General features: G+C 62.3%; 17 protein-coding genes. 9 read left to right on the top strand and 8 right to left on the bottom strand.

The window, feature by feature from the left end; translation table 11 throughout:
- Position 1 precedes the first annotated feature (1 nt).
- The 3 genes from J2Y70_RS21330 (at position 2) to J2Y70_RS21320 (ending at position 5146) form a co-directional block, all read left to right on the top strand.
- Positions 2 to 2758, top strand: a complete 2757-nt coding sequence (locus tag J2Y70_RS21330) for a glycoside hydrolase family 3 C-terminal domain-containing protein (protein ID WP_309922280.1) — start codon at positions 2 to 4, stop codon at positions 2756 to 2758.
- 496 nt (positions 2759 to 3254) lie between these two features.
- Entirely contained in the window at positions 3255 to 4718 is a 1464-nt protein-coding gene (locus J2Y70_RS21325) for a mannitol dehydrogenase family protein (RefSeq protein ID WP_309922277.1), read from the top strand.
- Positions 4719 to 4852: 134 nt separating this feature from the next.
- Positions 4853 to 5146 carry a hypothetical protein gene (locus tag J2Y70_RS21320; protein ID WP_309922274.1) on the top strand — a complete coding sequence of 98 codons (294 nt, stop codon included), beginning with the start codon at positions 4853 to 4855 and terminating at the stop codon, positions 5144 to 5146.
- Between the two features lie 96 nt (positions 5147 to 5242).
- Here the strand turns inward: J2Y70_RS21320 and J2Y70_RS21315 are convergent, their stop codons facing one another.
- Positions 5243 to 5908, bottom strand: a complete 666-nt coding sequence (locus J2Y70_RS21315; protein WP_309922272.1) for a class I SAM-dependent methyltransferase — start codon at positions 5906 to 5908, stop codon at positions 5243 to 5245.
- 157 nt (positions 5909 to 6065) lie between these two features.
- Here J2Y70_RS21315 and J2Y70_RS21310 point away from each other — a divergent pair, with 157 nt between their 5' ends.
- Together J2Y70_RS21310 and J2Y70_RS21305 are read left to right on the top strand one after the other, a co-directional pair.
- A complete protein-coding gene (locus tag J2Y70_RS21310; protein ID WP_309922269.1) occupies positions 6066 to 6638 on the top strand; it encodes a TetR family transcriptional regulator in 573 nt (190 codons plus the stop codon).
- A 217-nt stretch (positions 6639 to 6855) separates the two neighbouring features.
- The gene (locus J2Y70_RS21305; protein WP_309922266.1) at positions 6856 to 7218 is read left to right on the top strand and encodes a hypothetical protein; all 363 of its coding nucleotides are present in this window, start codon (positions 6856 to 6858) and stop codon (positions 7216 to 7218) included.
- A gap of 116 nt (positions 7219 to 7334) precedes the next feature.
- On the opposite strand, the gene J2Y70_RS21300 is transcribed toward J2Y70_RS21305, so the two are convergent.
- Positions 7335 to 7736 (bottom strand): RidA family protein, encoded by a 402-nt coding sequence (locus J2Y70_RS21300; RefSeq protein WP_309922263.1) that lies wholly within the window; start codon positions 7734 to 7736, stop codon positions 7335 to 7337.
- A 139-nt stretch (positions 7737 to 7875) separates the two neighbouring features.
- Between J2Y70_RS21300 and J2Y70_RS21295 the strand changes: the two genes are divergently transcribed.
- A complete protein-coding gene (locus tag J2Y70_RS21295) occupies positions 7876 to 8805 on the top strand; it encodes a LysR family transcriptional regulator (RefSeq protein ID WP_309922260.1) in 930 nt (309 codons plus the stop codon).
- 119 nt (positions 8806 to 8924) lie between these two features.
- Here the strand turns inward: J2Y70_RS21295 and J2Y70_RS21290 are convergent, their stop codons facing one another.
- Together J2Y70_RS21290 and J2Y70_RS21285 are read right to left on the bottom strand one after the other, a co-directional pair.
- The gene (locus J2Y70_RS21290; protein WP_309922258.1) at positions 8925 to 9410 is read right to left on the bottom strand and encodes a metal-dependent hydrolase; all 486 of its coding nucleotides are present in this window, start codon (positions 9408 to 9410) and stop codon (positions 8925 to 8927) included.
- 444 nt (positions 9411 to 9854) lie between these two features.
- Positions 9855 to 10322, bottom strand: coding sequence for a hypothetical protein (locus tag J2Y70_RS21285; protein WP_309922255.1), 468 nt, complete (start codon positions 10320 to 10322; stop codon positions 9855 to 9857).
- A 300-nt stretch (positions 10323 to 10622) separates the two neighbouring features.
- On the opposite strand from J2Y70_RS21285, the gene J2Y70_RS21280 reads away from it, so the two are divergent.
- Entirely contained in the window at positions 10623 to 10799 is a 177-nt protein-coding gene (locus tag J2Y70_RS21280) for a hypothetical protein (protein ID WP_309922252.1), read from the top strand.
- A gap of 91 nt (positions 10800 to 10890) precedes the next feature.
- Here J2Y70_RS21280 and J2Y70_RS21275 read toward each other — a convergent pair whose 3' ends face one another.
- The 4 genes from J2Y70_RS21275 to J2Y70_RS21260 all read right to left on the bottom strand — a co-directional run bounded on the left by J2Y70_RS21275 (position 10891) and on the right by J2Y70_RS21260 (position 14028).
- Positions 10891 to 11457, bottom strand: a complete 567-nt coding sequence (locus tag J2Y70_RS21275) for a hypothetical protein (protein WP_309922249.1) — start codon at positions 11455 to 11457, stop codon at positions 10891 to 10893.
- Between the two features lie 74 nt (positions 11458 to 11531).
- Positions 11532 to 12083 (bottom strand): hypothetical protein, encoded by a 552-nt coding sequence (locus tag J2Y70_RS21270; RefSeq protein WP_309922247.1) that lies wholly within the window; start codon positions 12081 to 12083, stop codon positions 11532 to 11534.
- A 68-nt stretch (positions 12084 to 12151) separates the two neighbouring features.
- Positions 12152 to 13066, bottom strand: a complete 915-nt coding sequence (locus J2Y70_RS21265; protein ID WP_309922244.1) for a hypothetical protein — start codon at positions 13064 to 13066, stop codon at positions 12152 to 12154.
- Positions 13067 to 13131: 65 nt separating this feature from the next.
- Entirely contained in the window at positions 13132 to 14028 is an 897-nt protein-coding gene (locus J2Y70_RS21260) for an HNH endonuclease (RefSeq protein ID WP_309922242.1), read from the bottom strand.
- 1255 nt (positions 14029 to 15283) lie between these two features.
- Between J2Y70_RS21260 and J2Y70_RS21255 the strand changes: the two genes are divergently transcribed.
- Positions 15284 to 15721, top strand: coding sequence for a SymE family type I addiction module toxin (locus J2Y70_RS21255; protein ID WP_309922239.1), 438 nt, complete (start codon positions 15284 to 15286; stop codon positions 15719 to 15721).
- Between the two features lie 210 nt (positions 15722 to 15931).
- Positions 15932 to 16495 (top strand): hypothetical protein, encoded by a 564-nt coding sequence (locus J2Y70_RS21250; RefSeq protein ID WP_309922236.1) that lies wholly within the window; start codon positions 15932 to 15934, stop codon positions 16493 to 16495.
- The last annotated feature ends 175 nt before the right edge of the window (positions 16496 to 16670 follow it).

Below are 16670 nucleotides of genomic sequence, written 5' to 3'. Positions count from 1 at the left end.
CATGCACAACGGCACCGACCGTCGCCGCGCTGCGGCCCGCACCACCCTGGCGACGACCCTGTTGCTGGCCCTGGTTCCCGGCGTCGCCGGCGCGGCGCCCGCCAAGGCATCCGCACCGCCGCCGTACCTGGACACCCAGCGCAGTTTCGAACAGCGCGCCGCCGACCTCGTCGCGCGGATGACGCTGGAGGAAAAGGCCGCGCAGATGCAGAACGCCGCGCCGGCGATCCCGCGCCTGGGCGTGCCGGCCTACGACTGGTGGAACGAGGCGCTGCACGGCGTGGCCCGCGCCGGCGGCGCCACCGTGTTCCCGCAGGCGATCGGCATGGCGGCCACCTTCGATGTGCCGCTGATGCGCGAGGTCTCCACCGCGATCAGCGACGAAGCACGCGCCAAGCACCACCAGGCCCTGCGCCAAGACCAGCACGGCCGCTACCAGGGCCTGACGTTCTGGTCGCCGAACATCAACATCTTCCGCGACCCGCGCTGGGGCCGCGGCCAGGAAACCTACGGCGAGGACCCGTTCCTCACCGCGCGCATGGGCGTGACCTTCGTGCAGGGCCTGCAGGGCGACGGCGCGGATGCGCCGAAGAACGCGCAGGGCGAGACCTACCGCAAGCTCGATGCCACCGCCAAGCACTTCGCCGTGCACAGCGGCCCGGAGGCCGACCGCCACCACTTCGACGCGCACCCGTCGCAGCGCGACCTGCACGAGACCTACCTGCCGGCGTTCGAAGCGCTGGTCAAGGAAGCCCGCGTGGATTCGGTGATGGGCGCCTACAACCGCGTGTTCGGCGAATCGGCCAGCGCCAGCAAGTTCCTGCTGCGCGACGTGCTGCGCGAGCAGTGGGGCTTCGATGGCTATGTGGTGTCCGACTGCTGGGCGATCGTGGACATCTGGAAGAACCACAAGATCGTCGCCACCCGCGAGGAAGCCGCCGCGCTGGCGGTGAAGAACGGCACCGAGCTGGAATGCGGCGAGGAATATTCCACGCTGCCGGCCGCGGTGCGCAAGGGATTGATCAGCGAAGCCGAAGTCGACAAGGCGTTGCAGAAGCTGATGTACGCGCGCATGCGCCTGGGCATGTTCGATCCGCCGGGCCAGCTGCGCTGGGCGCAGATTCCCGCCTCGGTGAACCAGTCGCCCGAACACGACGCGCTGGCGCGGCGCACCGCGCGCGAATCGCTGGTGCTGCTGAAGAACGACGGCGTGCTGCCGTTGTCGCGTGCGAAGGTCAAGCGCATCGCCGTGGTCGGCCCCACCGCCGACGACACCATGGCGTTGCTCGGCAACTACTACGGCACGCCGGCCGCGCCGGTCACCGTGCTGCAGGGCATCCGCGAGGCCGCGCCCGACGCCGAGGTGCTCTATGCACGCGGCGCCGACCTAGTCGAAGGCCGCGACGACCCCAACGCCACGCCGCTGATCGAACCGCAGTACCTGCGCCCGTCCGCCGACTCCCCCGAGCGCGGCCTGCGCGGCGAATACTTCCGCAACCGCGACCTGTCCGGCACCCCGGCGCTGGTGCGCACCGATGCGCAGATCGGCTTCAAATGGGACCGCGGCTCGCCCACCGACAACCTGCTCGCGCGCGGCGAAGCCGGCCCGGACCAGGCCGTGCCGGCGGACAACTTCAGCATCCGCTGGAGCGGCAAGCTGGTGCCGCCGGCCACCGGCACCTACCACCTGGAAACCGCGGCCGACGACGGCGTGCGCCTGTACCTGGACGGCAAGCGCCTGATCGACCGCTGGAGCGCCAGCGACCGCCTGCACGCCGACGGCGTCGACGTGCGCCTGGAGGCCGGCCGCAGCTACGACCTGCGCCTGGAGTATTACGAAGGCGAGCGCGATGCAGGCGTGCGCCTGGCGTGGCGCCAGCCCGGCGCCAAGCCGCCGCTGCAGGACGCGCTGGACGCGGCCCGCCGCGCCGACGTGGTGGTGTTCGTCGGCGGCCTGACCGGCGACGTCGAAGGCGAGGAGATGAAGGTCAACTATCCCGGCTTCGCCGGCGGCGACCGCACCGACCTGCGCCTGCCCAAGCCGCAGCGCGAGCTGCTCGAAGCGCTGCACGGCACCGGCAAACCGGTGGTGGCGGTGCTGACCACCGGCTCGGCGCTGGCCATCGATTGGGCGCAGCAGCACGTGCCGGCGATCCTGCTGGCCTGGTACCCCGGCCAGCGCGGCGGCAGCGCCGTGGCCGACGTGCTGTTCGGCGACGCCAGCCCCGGCGGCCGCCTGCCGGTGACGTTCTACAAGGAGGACGAAAAGCTGCCGGCCTTCGACGACTACGCCATGCGCGGCCGCACCTACCGCTACTTCGCCGGCACCGCGCTGTACCCGTTCGGGCACGGCCTGGCGTACACGCAGTTCGCCTATTCCGACCTGCGCCTGGACCGCACCAAGCTGGCCGCCGACGGCCAGCTGCGCGCCACGCTCAAGGTGAAGAACACCGGCAAGCGTGCGGGTGACGAAGTGGTGCAGCTGTACCTGCAGCCGCTGTCGCCGCAGCGCGAGCGCGCGAGCAAGGAACTGCGCGGCTTCCAGCGCATCGCCCTGCAGCCCGGCGAAACCCGCGAAGTGAGTTTCGCCATCTCCCCGCAGACCGACCTGCGCATCTACGACGAAGCGCGCAAGTCCTACGTGGTGGACCCGGGCAACTACGAACTGCAGGTCGGCGCCTCCAGTGCCGACGTACGTGTACGCCAGCGCTTCAGCGTGCAGCCTTCGCCCGCGGCGGAGGCAACGCCGCGGCAGTGATCGCGATCGGTGGTGCGAGTCGTCACCGCTCGCACCACCGAAGGCGTGGCTGCAGATAGCCTCGAGCTTTCAGCCCTACGCACGTCACCGACCACGCACCAGACCCACGCGATCCCCTGTAGGAGCGGCTTCAGCCGCGACAGCCTCACCGGCCAACCCCCAGCCCACCTCAGCTCCCCTGTGGGAGGGACTTCAGTCCCGACGCCTTACCCACCAAACACCAGCTCACCTCAGCTCCCCTGTAGGAGCGGCTTCAGCCGCGACAGCCTTACCGACCAACCACCAGCGCGCCTCAGCTCCATGTGGGAGGGACTTCAGTCCCGACAGCCTTACCGACCAAGCCCCAGCTGGCCTTAGCTCCATTGTGGGAGGGACTTCAGTCCCGTCGGCTCTACCGACCAAACCCCAGCTCGCCTCAGCTCTATTGTGGGAGGGACTTCAGTCCCGACAGCCCTATCGACCAAGCCTCAGACCGAAAAATCCTCCTGGATCGCCCGTGACCGAACCACGCCTAACCGCCGCCACGCTCCCCAACCTGCCGCCATCCATCGCCCGTCCAACCTACGCTCTGGGCGCCGTGCGCATCGGCATCGTCCACCTCGGCGCCGGCGCCTTCCACCGCGCCCACCAGGCCGTCTACCTCGACGACCTGCTCGCAGACGAACCGGACTGGGCGATCAGCGCCGTCTCTCTGCACAGTCCCCACGTGCGCGACGCACTGCGCCCGCAGGACGGCCTCTACACCCTCGCCCTGCTCGACGAGCATCCCGAACTGCGCATCATCGGCGCCATCCGCGAAGTGCTGTGCGCGCAGGACGAACAGCCCGCCGTCCTCGCCCGCCTGGCGGATCCGGCGGTGCGCCTGGTCACCCTCACCGTCACCGAAAAAGGCTACTGCCTGGCCGGCGAACAGCTCGACTTCGCGCATCCGGACATCGTCCACGACCTGGCCACCCCGCACGCCCCGCGCAGCGCCATCGGTTACCTCGTCGCCGGGCTGCGCGCACGCCTGCGTCTGGGCCTGGCGCCGTACACCGTGCTCAGCTGCGACAACCTGCCCGACAACGGCGGCAAGCTGCGCCGCGCCGTGCTGCAGTTCGCGCATACCATCGATCCCGCGTTGGCCGCCTGGATCGAGACAGAAGCCGCGTTCCCGCGCTCGATGGTCGACAGCATCACCCCGGCCAGCGACGACGCCCTGCGCGAGCGCGTCGCCGCGCAACTCGGCTGCCAGGACGCCTGGCCGATCCAGCGCGAGCGCTACAGCCAATGGGTGATCGAAGACAACTTCTGCAACGGCCGCCCCGCCTTCGAGCGCGCCGGCGTCACCCTCAGCGACGACATCGCCGGCTACGATCGCGCCAAGCTGCGCCTGCTCAACGGCCCGCACTCCGCGCTGGCCTACCTCGGCGCCCTGCTCGACCTGGACACCGTCGCCGACGCCATGCGCCACCCGCAACTGGCTGCCTTCGTCGAAACCCTGATGCGCGAAGACATCGCACCGACGCTACAGCCAATGCCCGGCTTCGACCCGCAGCACTACACCGGCGCCATCCTCGCCCGCTTCCGCAACCCTGCCATCGCCCACCGCCTGGCGCAGATCGCCTGGGACGGCTCGCAGAAACTGCCGGTGCGCCTGCTCGGCACCATCGCCGACGCCCTGTCCGCCGGCCGCCGCATCGACCGCCTGTGCCTGCCGATCGCAGCGTGGATGCAGTTCGTGCGGCGGCAGGCGCGCGATGGTGTGGCGCTGGTGGATCCGATGAGCGAGGTGCTGGCAGAGATCGGACGTAGCGCGACTGGCGCAACGCGCCATGACGTGGATGCGTTCCTCGCGCTGGACACGGTGTTCGCGCCGCTGTCGGGGGATGCGCGTTTCGCCGAGGCGTTGCGCATCGCCTACGCCGCGCTAGGCGATGCTGGCGCGACGGGTGCGCAGCAAGCGCTCGCGCTCATGTAGTTGTTGTGGTTGCTCCCCACCGAGTCCAGCGACAGCGTCTGCAGTGCCGTAGACTTGCAGGGAATCCTACGGCGGGGCCATCGAACGGGCGCAGCGTCCCCCCCGGTCCATTTCAACGCAAGGACGCATATTCCATGGCACGATCGGACGGGACCAACGACGAGTACGACCGGCTGCAGCAGGATCTGATGCGCCAGCTGGATGCCATCGCGAACGATATCGATGCAGGCAGGCTGACGCTCGAGGAAGCGTCGGCGCGTTCCAATGCGCTCATCGAAGAGACGCAGGCCAAGAGTGCGCCGTTGCTCGCCTCACGCATCGGGCAACATCGGCGAACACAACGCAGGTCGCGCGTAATCGTCGTGATCGTGGTGCTGCTCTTCGTTGCCTATCTGGGCATCAAGACCTGGGCAAACCTGTCGGGCTAGGCGTTCGCTCGCGCGGCCGCCGCCGCCGGGTCGTTCGGTCTCCCATGAAGATCGAACCTGCAGCGGTACGTTTCCGCAACGCACGGCGCATCGCCATCAGCCGATGCGCATCGACAACTCCACATCCTCGGCGAACGGGATGGACAGGTAGCCCGCGTCGGGCGAGCGCACCTGCGCCAGATACTCGGGGCTGTAGTCGGCATTGTCGGCGACGATCAGCGCGCCGGGCCTGAGACGCGTTTCCAGCAGCGCCAGCACCTGCGGGTACAAGGCCTTGGCGCCGTCGAGCAGCAGCAGGTCGATGCTGTCGGGCAGGTCGCTGCGCAGCGTCTGCAAGGCATCGCCCTCACGGATCTCCACCAGGTCGGCAAGTCCGCCGGCGCGCAGGTTGTCGTGGGCGCGCAGTACCTTGGACGGCTCGAACTCGCTGCCGATCAGTTGTCCGCCGCCGTTGTCGCGCAGGGCCGCAGCCAGGTGCAGGGTGGAAATGCCGAACGAGGTGCCGAATTCGACGATCGTGCGTGCGCGGCAGCTGCGCGCCAGCATGTACAGCAGCACGCCGGTCTCGCGCGAGACGGCCAGCGGCAGGTCCTTCAGCTGGCTGTAGAACTCCACGTAGTCGGTCTTGCTGCGCATCAGGCGCTCCCGCTCCTCGGTCGGGATTTCGGCGAATGCGGACATCGCCGTCGCCGTCGTCGCAGCGGCCTCGTCGAACAGGCGGTCGAGCAGGGGGGCGAGCGGTGCAGTGGTCAGAGTGCTCATCAATAGTTGCCATTTTTGTGCGTCCGTCATCGGACCGGAATAGAATGCGACTGATCCGTCACATTCGCTATTCGCATTGGTCCGCCGCATGAGCGATCGTCAAAAAACCAGGATTTCCCCGAGAAAACAGCCGCAACAGGCGCGTTCCAACCTGCTCGTGGCGATCATCCTGGAAGCGGCAGCTCAGGTTTTGGCCAAGGAAGGGATGCAGCGCTTCACCACCGCGCGGGTGGCCGAGAAGGCCGGGGTGAGCATCGGCTCGCTGTACCAGTACTTCCCGAACAAGGCGGCGATCCTGTTCCGGCTGCAGAGCGACGAATGGCGGCAGACCAGCGACCTGCTGCGCGGCATCCTCGAGGATGCGCAGCGTCCGCCGCTGGAACGGCTGCGCCTGCTGGTGCATGCCTTCGTGCGCTCGGAATGCGAGGAGGCGCAGATGCGCACGGCGCTCGCCAGCGCCGCACCGCTGTACCGCGACGCGCCCGAGGCGCAGCAGGCGCGCGCCTCGGGAAAGCGGACGTTGCGACGCTTCATGCGCGAGGTCCTGCCCGATGCGCCCGCGGCGACCCGCACCCTGGCCGGCAACCTGATCAAGACGACGCTCGGGGCGGGGGCCAAGGAGTTCTCGGAAACGCCGCGTAGCGCCGCGCAGATCCGCGCCTATGCCGACGCAATGGCGGATATGTTCTGCGCTTACCTGCAACGGCTCGCGTCGCCTCCTGCGGCATAGCCGGGAATGGCCCACGGAAGCGGCTGCGAGCGCTGGTGCAGCACTGCCAGCGCACCGGGCTCTGTCCGCGTGGGCGGACACGCTTGGTCGAGGCATCCCGGACCGCATATGCTGCTTTAGCCGAAGACGTTCCCGATGATAGGCGGCAAGCGCTCGTGCCGATGTAGAGCGGCAGTGCTCGCCTTGCTGAAATACCACCATCAACGCAGGTAGCCCAATGTTCAAGAACCTCATCCCGAAGATCTTCTACGACAAGCTGCAGGACGGGCTCGACTTCTTCGTCGATGGCCTGGGCTTTGCCGTGCAGTACCAAGACGCCACGATGGCCGTCGTCGCCCGCGACGGCGCCAAGGCCTATCTGGTCGAGAATCCCGAGTGGGCGGCGAAGGATCGTCCGGAGCTCAGCATCGACACCGACGATGTCGATGCGATCTTCGCGGAAATGTCCGCACGCGTGCCTCATCTGTTACACCCGAATTGCAACACCGTCGCGCCCAGGCCCTGGGGGTCGCGCGAGTTCGCGATGCTGGACAAGACCACGGTATGCGTGAACTTTCGCGAGTGGCCGGCGGAAGGTTGAGCATGTTCGCCGCGGCCACGGCAGTCGCGTTGGCATGACGGCAAGGGTCAGGCAGCGCTGCAGCGCCTTCGGCGCAAAGCCGCGCGGTCACGGACCATCGCGATCGCGATGCCTCGCTACTGCGCCTTGGGCAATGTCGCGATCACCTTGATCTCGAACTGGAACCCGTACAGCCAGGTGACGCCCACGGCGGTCACGGTCGGATACGGCGCCTCGCCCCAATACGTGGGCAGAACCTTCCAGACCGTGTCGAACGTCGCTTCGGGATCCACCAGGAAGAAGGTGACATCGACCACGTCATCGAATGTGCAACCCGCCGCGGCGAGGATGGCGTTGAGGTTGTCGAACGCGCGCCGCACCTGCGCTTCCAGATCCGGCTCGGGCGAACCATCCTCGCGGCTGCCGACCTGTCCGGACACGAACAGCAAACCATTGGCGCGCACTGCCGGCGAATAGCGATTGCGCTCGTATAGAGCCTGTCGCCCCTGCGGAAAAACAACGTCGCGTGTTGTGGCCATCTGTCTTCTCTTCCTTGGCCCGCGCGGGCCAGTCATGACGATGGCCAGAAGGTACGCGCAGGATGCCGGCGGATAAACCGGCGCACCGCTGCATCACTGTTTGTAGAATCCAAACAATCCCAACCACACTGGAGCACGGATGGATCGGTTCGAGGCGATGCTGGCCTTCGCGCGGGTGGTCGAAACCGGCAGCTTCACCAAGGCGGCGGAGACCTTGCACGTCGGCAAGGCCAGCGTCACCCAAGCGGTGCAGCAGCTGGAAGCGCGCCTGCGCGTGAAGCTGCTCAACCGCACTACGCGCAAGGTCAACGCCACGCCCGATGGCGTTGCGTTCTACGAGCGTGTGGTCCAGCTGTTGGCGGATCTGGACGACGCCGAAACCAGCCTGTCCGGCGCCGCCGCCGCGCCACGCGGCCGGCTGCGAGTGGATGTGCCCAGCCCGCTGGCGCGCCTGATCCTGGTGCCGGCGCTACCCGCGTTCCACGCGCGCTATCCGGAGATCCAGCTCGATCTGGGGGTCAGCGATCGCCGCGTGGATCTGATCGGCGAGAACGTGGACTGCGTGGTGCGCGGCGGCGTTCCCAGCGAGCAATCGCTGAGCGCCCGGCGCATCGGCGAGCTGCAGGCCGGCGTGTTCGCCGCCCCCGCCTATCTGGATCGCGCCGGCATGCCGGCGCATCCGCGCGAACTGGAGGACACGCACCACCGCATCGTCGGCTTCACCGGCTCCGGTCGCGGCAGGAAGGTCATCGCCTATGACATGCAACGCGACGGCGAGCGGCTCAGCGTGCAAGGCCGCCACGTGCTGGCGGTGGACGACGGCAATGCCTATCTCGCCGCGGGATTGGCAGGCATGGGCGTGCTGTGGCTGCCGGACTACATGTCCAGGCCGCACGTGGCCAGTGGCGAACTGGTGCCGGTGTTCGCCGACTGGCGGCTGGAGCCGATGCCGCTGTACGTGGCGTTCCCGCCCAACCGCCATGTCAGCGCCAAGCTGCGCGTGTTCATCGAATGGATCGCGGCGCTGATGGCGGTGCATGCGCCTGTGCGGCATCCGCCGGAAGGGTGAAGAAGGTTGCGGTCGAGCTAAAAAGCTGGAGAACGCAAGAAGGAAGAGTGTGCGCCTGAGGTTGGATATTTCCTCTGGCCACGTTTTGTGATCTTCCTGCGGCTCAACGCTTGCCTGCCTCAGGTCCGCCGTTTGAACGCCGCTTTCAGCCCGAGGCACGCAAGGCCAATGACGCCAGCGAGCAGGCAAACGATATGAAGCTGATCGATGTCAACGACGCGATATAACGGGTTGCCCGACACCAGTGGCCACAGAGGCATGATGTCCGAATGCATGATGCCGTCAAGCACGATATGGGAGTAAGTCCCGGCGAACGCGCCCGACACTGCGGCAGTCCATGTGAGTGGCGGGTGGGGAATCCTGAGAAGTTTCAACACGGCTGAGCTGACGGGTTTGCCAGTGGCCGCCGCCAGGCTGCCGATGACCATGGCGCCGAACAGTGTGTGTGTAACGCCATGGAGGATCGGCTTGTTTTGCAGGATTCCAATCAGAGGCTCGATGTCCATGAGGACTTGCGAGCCGCCAAACACCATAAAGCTGAAATGGCGCCCTCCTGCGGCCTTGAAAGCCAGTCCTGGACCGAGATGTATGGGTGTGAAGGGCATTTCGGTCGCGAACCTAAGATGTGAGGTAAAACCGTATGCCGAGCTCGTGATCTCGGAAGGACTGTCTCATGATCCCATCCTGTGGTGAAGTCGCCTGCCTGCCGCTGTCGTGCCATCGAAGAAGGAATCGACGAGCATGGGTGTCCGAGCCGCTCCAAAGGCTAAGAACCAAGAACTGGGGTCAGAGTGCACTTCTAGGGGGACAAGACCTGGACAAAATTACACTCTGACCCCATTTTTAGCGGTGTTCGCCGACTGGCGGCTGGAGCCGATGCCGCTGTAAGTCGCGTTTCCGCCAAACCGGCATGTCAGCGCCAAGTTGCGCGTGTTCATCGAGTGGATCGCGGGGCTGATGGCGGTGCATGCGCCTGTGGGGGATTCGACGAAAGAGTGAGGGAGGTTGCGGTCTAGCGATGAAAGAGATCGGAGCTACTCTGACTGCGGTTAGCAATCGCGTAAAAAGACGGTTATGTCGCTGGACGTTGCGATGACGAAGCTGTTGCCTGTGTAGGAGAAGCCACATGCCCGCAACCCCAATTCCGTGCCAATCTTGTGGAAGATGGCGGGCCTGCCGTATTGCGCGCCATAGAGGGAGGAGGACGGGTCAATCAGAAAGATGTCTGTGAGCGGCCAGTCGAGTGACACCAACTCCACGTGCCAGCCATCGGCGGTAGCGATAGGCAACCCTCCGCCAAAGAAGCCGGACACGGGAACAATTTTCCCATGGAGCGGGCCGATGCCATCAGCCTCCAAGAACTGCTCATTCCCAAAGTACTCATCATAGTCTCGCGCCACCTTCCCGCCAGTACGGCAATCGATAACTCCGCGCCCCGCACCAGAAATGACGAGCAGAAGCTCTGAAGTGCGATCAAATCCGATTGAGAGTAGGCCGCCGACAGCAATGGTGGCCAATCGGCTCCAAGGGGGTGGTGGTGCCACTACATGCAACGCACGCAGCTGCTTTTTAAGAGGATCCAAGTGTGATGTTTGCATGGCGGCTAATGTTGGAGTCCAGCTGCGCCGAAAAGCGACCTCGGCTTGAATGAATTATTGGGCCTGTGAGCGACTAGTATTGGGCTCGTAGTGCTTTGCCAATCTGCTCAAGCGTTTCTGGAATCAGAGTGCACTTCTAGGGCGCAAGACCTGGACAAAATTACACTCTGACCCCATTTTACGCCAAGCGAGGGATATCCGACGGTCGATACCACCGTTGTGGCGCTGCCGACGCCGAACGTCGTGGTCGCAGCGTTCTACCTGAAGGGAATGCCACGCACGACACGCACCTACACTGTCGCCGCGGACGGCAAAACGATGCTCGAAACCGTTGTCTGGCTGAACATCAACGGCAAGCCTGAAATCACGACGAACCGTTTCAATCGTGTGGAATAGCCGATAACGGAGCAACCAACGGGGCCGGTAAATATCGTTTGAGCTAGATATTTTCTCTGGCCCCGTTGTTGGGATTATTATGAGCGGGTATTTACTCTGACCCCGGTTTACTAGACGACAGAACGACAAAATCAGTGCGAAGCGGTATCTCGACTTTACGCAACCGGTCTTTGACGACAACGATCACTGTCCAAGTGCCGGGGGGATCTGCAGGCTCCGCGATGTACTTTAAAGATGCGGTCGAAAGGTAGACGCCTTTCGGGTCACCAGGCAGATGTGCTTTGAAGCACGGCATGTCAAGTTCTCTCGTCGAGTCTGATCCGTCAGGACGGAGAACGATGAAGTCACACGCCACGTCTGTCATTGCGGACGCTTGATCTATCTTTGGATTCGCCAAGAACGTAAGAATGAATAGTTCACCGCCAGGCCCAACTTCTTTGGATTCCGAAAAGTGCGGAATGGTCTCAGGAGGCGTATCCCACTTATTTCTCCAATCCTTGTCAGGTGTGACTACGACAGTGGCACTGAATCCGTCGCGTGACTTGGTCGAGTCAGATTCGGAAACAGGTTTGCCTTGCATGTCAATCCAGCCACTCTGGGCGAAAGCGTAAGGCGGAACCAGCATCAGGGCAATCACGACGGCAAGGGGATGTTTCATAGTAAACTAACGTTTGAGTTCAGCGGCCGCCGGAGGCGGCCCGCTGGAACGATGGGTTGGGCGTCAGTGAGCGACTAAGATGCATTTGCTTTGATCAGGCTCTTTGTGAGTTTCGCCCACTCGCCAGAAAACTTGGCAAATGAGGCCAAAATTTCAAAAAACTCATTGGCATCTTCACCGCCGAACTTTTGCAGGTAGGCAATAGCGTTCTCGTCGTAGTGGTAGCCAAGCTTGTTTCGGTAGTCTTCGTATTTGTTGACACGATGGATCTGGTGAGTGCTTTTGAGCTGCTCGATTTCCCGGTTTACCGCCGAGAAGTCACATTGCTTGCTTGCGGCAATTTCTCTTAGGACTTTTGTCCCTGTTTTGCTGTACCAGTTTCTCGCTTCAAACAGCTTGGATGAAATGTCTGCTATCCAAAGCAGGCGAGCGACGCCTTCTCGCTCGCATTCTTCATATGCAATTACAAGGCGGCAGAAGTCGCAGTGAATGACTGCGGCCATTGCCCACGCGGTTTTCTGGTTCGCGGGAACGTGCGCGAACTTCTGATCGCTGAACGCATGCAAGGCTTTTTCGGCATTCCTTGATGCGCCGGCCAGAGCTTTCTGATTTAACTCAGTGCGCATTCGTTTCCCCTGACGCCCAACACCAGAATTAAGCCGCGCCGCGAAACGGGGTCGGCTTGAATGAATTGTTATGCCCCAATGCCGTAGTAAGCGCCTATGGCTTTCGCTAGAAGCCCACCGGCCGCGCTAATACTTACTTTCCAGCCTGCGCTGCCCGCCTTCGCGACCATCGAACCAATCCAGGCTCTTACTTTGGGGCCAAGCGACTTCTCGGAGGCATCGCCGCCGGTGGCATCTTCTTTGATGGCGACCTGAAGGGCTTGGATGTCAGGCTCCGCCACTTGGTGCTCGCGCAAGACGCGAACCAAGCTCTCCATATCGTTTTTTACCACGGAGTTCGTGACGTTCTGGATGCTTCCGCTGCCAACAACGATGGTGGTGTTGTCGCCAAACACGGAGTTGCGGAATAGATCACCTACGTGAGCTTCCTGAGCAAGTTGTTTCATGTCCTCTCGTCTGGCTTCTGCTGGAAGCCGATCGGATAGCTTCAACGCGAACTCAAGCAGTCTAGACCGCACTTCAGTGACTACCTGCAGCATGGCTCCCATAGAGGGCTTTCCCCATGCTCGCTCAACTTGGTAGCCATTGCCCAGCCCCTTATTTAGCAGGGGATAGAACTCCGGAGCTATGACAATGGACAGGTCCTTGTCCTCCTTGCACCATCCTTCGATGACAGAAATACTCTGATTCAGTCGTTTTTTATCGAGCTTCTCTCGAATAACTGGGTCTAAGTGCATTACAGGGAGCGGCTGTTCGCTTACACGGTATGCCCCGTTGCTTGCATTCCCCAAAATTGTGATCGGAACGATCCGATAGCTCGGTAGCTCGGCATCCTTGGCGTAACCTTTGAGCTCTGACTCTACCCAAAGTGCAAGATCCGCCTCACCCATTCGGTGAGCTAGGACTTGTGCCTTAAATAGAGCATTTTCGACACTCGGATCGGCCGAACTCAATAGATCGATGATTTCATCAACGAGCTGCATGAATGTTTCCTTGGGGCATAACGCCTGAGTTAAGCCGACCCGCGAAGCGGGTTCAGCTTGAACTGTTAGACCTCTGCTGGTTCTTTGCCGAAGTGGATATCTCTCGCCACGCGATCAATCTTAAATTGGGCCAGACCCGGATATGGATGTGCGGTACGCTCCTCGCCTCGATACTCGACACGATATGTCTTATAAGAGAAGTCCATAAGCGGGCCACTCTGAATCAACGTGGCGCCTTCAATTGATCTAAAGCTAGGCATAAGGCTGCCGCGGACCATTGAAATCACATAGTTGATGGAGCGTGTTAATTCCAGGATTAGGTCGCACACGAGCGCTACGTGGTAGTCGAATTCAATCCCAAGTTGCTTGTATCTCTCGGGATTCCACTCGGAAATCTTGTAGAACTTCTCCGTTTGGAGCGATGTTTCCCATCTAGGGACGGCATGCTCATTGAACGTTGTGCAGAAGTCTTGGGTCACGACCCTAAAGTTTAGGAATGCATCTTCAACATCTGCGTATCTGCCGGGCCAATGCCTAGATAGCAGCCAAGCCCGAATGTCTTCAAGGGCCTGGAAAAGCTCTCGATCTATGGATGGCTGACCATTGCAGAGTATCGAAGATGCCCGGTTTAACCAGTTGTCGAGATCTATACGGGATACCCAGCCGTCCACAACATCTGCGTAGAACTCATCATCACGCTGCTTTGCGGCATCGAATCCGAGCTGCGTACGAACCCATTCCTCGTGGGCTCTCTTGATTTCTGCCAGCTTTTCGACAGAGAATTCAATAGGCTGGTCATCAATCTGTTTGTGATGAATGTTGCAGAGCAAAATTAGATTCGCGTACTTGTCGCGCTGCTCGGGTGTGAGAGGCGAGTCGCCGCGTGGACCATCATTGCTAGAAGCGACTATGTGGCACGCTTCGCCAACGACAGACTCGTCGTCCGTCCCGCTCGCATCCATAACAAGCTCATTGCGACAAATCCCACAACGATTTGCGGCGCGACCCCAAAGCATCTTTTGCGTTTTTACGGTGATCGACATAGGTTGGTGAGATCTAACGCCTGAGTTAAGCCGCGTCGTGAAGCGGCGTCGGCTTGAATGAATTGTTAGGCCTCATGTCAGCGAAGACCGGAGCTGTTGCATGTACGACTCCTTGTCTGGCGGCAACTCTTTGAACGTAACATTGCTGACCCAATTTTCGCAGTTCGCAATAAGCACTTCTCGGTGATTTGAGAACGTGTAAGCACTAACAGATCCACCGAAAGCTTCAATTAAGTGGGATGCCAAGACAGTCTGAAAGTGCTTACTTAGCTCGTAGCCCGCTGGAACCGTAGGAAAGCATTCCGAAAGGAAAGTTGGGAAACAGATCCCACTAGGTCGTTGAGCCGCCTGCAAGTCACTCCGCACGTCTACCGTAGTCAGTAGTGGATCGCCAGTCCCGGGCCTGCTGTAGTGCCATGCGTACTCCCCTGCATAGGCCGAATCGATAGAGAACCACTTGTTACCTCTAATAGAACCTGACGCGACATCAATGCCATGATCGGTTGAGCGGCACCCGTGACTCAACGCTGTAGGGACTGAGACGATAGCCCAACTTCTCAGTTCGTTTAACAGCTTGTCCGACAGCGACATGGGAACTCCTAGGTGAGGCCTAACTACTATTCGACGACAATCTGGGTTGTAACAAAGGTGTCCATCCCCGCACTCGTTAGGCCAAATTGCCGTAGCGGCCTTGTCACACCAGCAGATTTCTCTGCAACAGGTGCGTAATCCCTGTGCCTAATCGCGGTGTTCTTCCCCGGTGTAATTAATGTGACGCTATCAGCATAATTAGACGGTCGCAAGCGGTCTTCCCATACCTCCGGTAGACACCTGATTCGTTTTCTCAACGGCTTCTGTTTCCGACGAAATTTTTGAAACGGTGCATGCCTGTTGACAGGGGCGAATGCCAAGTCGCATGATCGAATTGCTGCGGCACATTCCGCAGCCGGGATTGACAGCCTGAAACCACAAGGCGCACCAGCGCCCATTGCTCGATGTCGGCGCTTTTCTTTTGTCCGGCTTTCGGGATGGGTCGCGTGCTCGTCCTTTGGCGGGCGGTGTGCGGAGGCCGAAAGGTCTGCCGGTTCCTTGTGGCCGGTCTGTCAACCGCGCACCGTCCGCCACCTCGATTGACAGCGAGTCGGTGGATTCCTCAGCACACAAGGAGTCCGACATGCACCGTTTCAACAGAACCACCTTCACTCCCCCCAAGGCTGCTTCCGCGTCGCGTACAACCAAGCGCCGCGCTCGATCAGCCGACACGCTGGCCGCTGAGCACCCGGCGACCGTCGATGCCTCCCCATTCGCCACACCCGCCGCGTCGCGCCTGCGCTTCCGTGTGCCCGAGCGCTGCACGATGAGCTACCAGCACTACGACGTACGCCGCGCCGAGGATGTCGTCGGCTGTGCCGTGCCCAAGCTGCGCCTGTCCGGTCGCTGGTTGGAGCAGTATGGTTTTGCCGTAGGCGATGCATTGCGGGTCACGGTGGGGCGTGGGGTGTTGTTGATCAGCCGCGTGCCGGCTGCGGTTGGGCCATCGGCACGGGCTGCGGGGAAGAAGACGGCGCGGGCAACGCGCGCCGCTTCGCATCCGCTGCGATCCAAGGTCTGACGGCATTGGTGCGCGCACGTTCGTGTGGCGTGCGCCGCCGTGGCCACACCAGCGTCGCGTGAGGCGGTGCCTGGCGTGGTGTCGGTGGTCGGCTTTTGCTTCGATAGCGCCGGCCTCGATCCCGAGGTTCACTCGGCGTTTCCAAGATCGAAACGTCGCCCTGCTACCGTGCGCGCCAGGCAAGTGCCTGGCACTCAACAGGGAGCGAGCGTGAACGAGACCGATGCGTATGTCCTCGATTCAATCCGGAAGTGGGTCTGGTCCGGCTACTACTCGGAGGCCGAGATCCGCGAGGAGATGCTCGACGACATTCTGGAAGACGATTGCGACGAGCCGATGCTGCGCGCGGCGGTCGCCAGCCAGTGGCAGGCCAAGCAGCAGGCGGAGCAGGGCTGGCCGGCGCAGACCGATTGCGATCGCCTGGATGCGGTGTTCTATCGGTTGCATGAGGTCGGCATCTGCGCGCTGGCGAATGCCGGCTACACGATGTCCGATGGCCATACCGAGGTGACCGAGGCGGTGGCGCAGGCGCCGGAGGGCCACTACCACGGCTATTGTTTCTACCACGGGCAGGATGTGGAGTGCGCGGTGGATGGTGGTGGGTTGTTTATTGCGTTCGGGGATTTGCAGGGCGGGGCCGATGCGGATCTTGCGGTCGGGCGGCAGGTCGCTACGGCGTTGGTGGATGCGGGGTTTGTGTTGGCGTGGGATGGGACGTCGACGATGCGGATCGCGGTGCCTGGGTTTGTTTGGTTGCGGCGGTTTCGGGAATAGTTGGGAAATTTTTTAGGTCGTATAGGCGATGCAGGATGGCGCGCTTTCGTCAGGCGCGCTGGGCATTGTCGGTGAGGCGGGTCGCGGCTGAAGCCGCTTGTGTCTTAGGCAGGTCTATCGTTGAGGTGAGAGCGGAGTGCGGCAGGCCGCTAAGTCGCAGTGCCTCACGAGCACG

Source organism: Xanthomonas sp. 1678 (genome assembly GCF_031455575.1).
In the GTDB taxonomy this organism is placed as follows: Bacteria; Pseudomonadota; Gammaproteobacteria; order Xanthomonadales; family Xanthomonadaceae; genus Xanthomonas_A.
The sequence above is the reverse complement of the archived record's forward strand: the minus strand, read 5'-3'. Positions and strand labels throughout refer to the sequence as shown.

Excerpts from the sequence above, each read along its gene's own strand:
- J2Y70_RS21320 (WP_309922274.1), top strand. The coding sequence starts at position 4,853 with ATGGCACGATCGGACGGGACCAACGACGAGTACGACCGGCTGCAGCAG.
- J2Y70_RS21275 (WP_309922249.1), bottom strand. The coding sequence starts at position 11,457 with ATGAAACATCCCCTTGCCGTCGTGATTGCCCTGATGCTGGTTCCGCCT.
- J2Y70_RS21290 (WP_309922258.1), bottom strand. The coding sequence starts at position 9,410 with ATGCCCTTCACACCCATACATCTCGGTCCAGGACTGGCTTTCAAGGCC.
- J2Y70_RS21255 (WP_309922239.1), top strand. The coding sequence starts at position 15,284 with ATGCACCGTTTCAACAGAACCACCTTCACTCCCCCCAAGGCTGCTTCC.
- J2Y70_RS21260 (WP_309922242.1), bottom strand. The coding sequence starts at position 14,028 with ATGGATGCGAGCGGGACGGACGACGAGTCTGTCGTTGGCGAAGCGTGC.
- J2Y70_RS21300 (WP_309922263.1), bottom strand. The coding sequence starts at position 7,736 with ATGGCCACAACACGCGACGTTGTTTTTCCGCAGGGGCGACAGGCTCTA.
- J2Y70_RS21295 (WP_309922260.1), top strand. The coding sequence starts at position 7,876 with ATGGATCGGTTCGAGGCGATGCTGGCCTTCGCGCGGGTGGTCGAAACC.
- J2Y70_RS21270 (WP_309922247.1), bottom strand. The coding sequence starts at position 12,083 with ATGCGCACTGAGTTAAATCAGAAAGCTCTGGCCGGCGCATCAAGGAAT.
- J2Y70_RS21305 (WP_309922266.1), top strand. The coding sequence starts at position 6,856 with ATGTTCAAGAACCTCATCCCGAAGATCTTCTACGACAAGCTGCAGGAC.
- J2Y70_RS21330 (WP_309922280.1), top strand. The coding sequence starts at position 2 with ATGCACAACGGCACCGACCGTCGCCGCGCTGCGGCCCGCACCACCCTG.
- J2Y70_RS21315 (WP_309922272.1), bottom strand. The coding sequence starts at position 5,908 with ATGAGCACTCTGACCACTGCACCGCTCGCCCCCCTGCTCGACCGCCTG.
- J2Y70_RS21265 (WP_309922244.1), bottom strand. The coding sequence starts at position 13,066 with ATGCAGCTCGTTGATGAAATCATCGATCTATTGAGTTCGGCCGATCCG.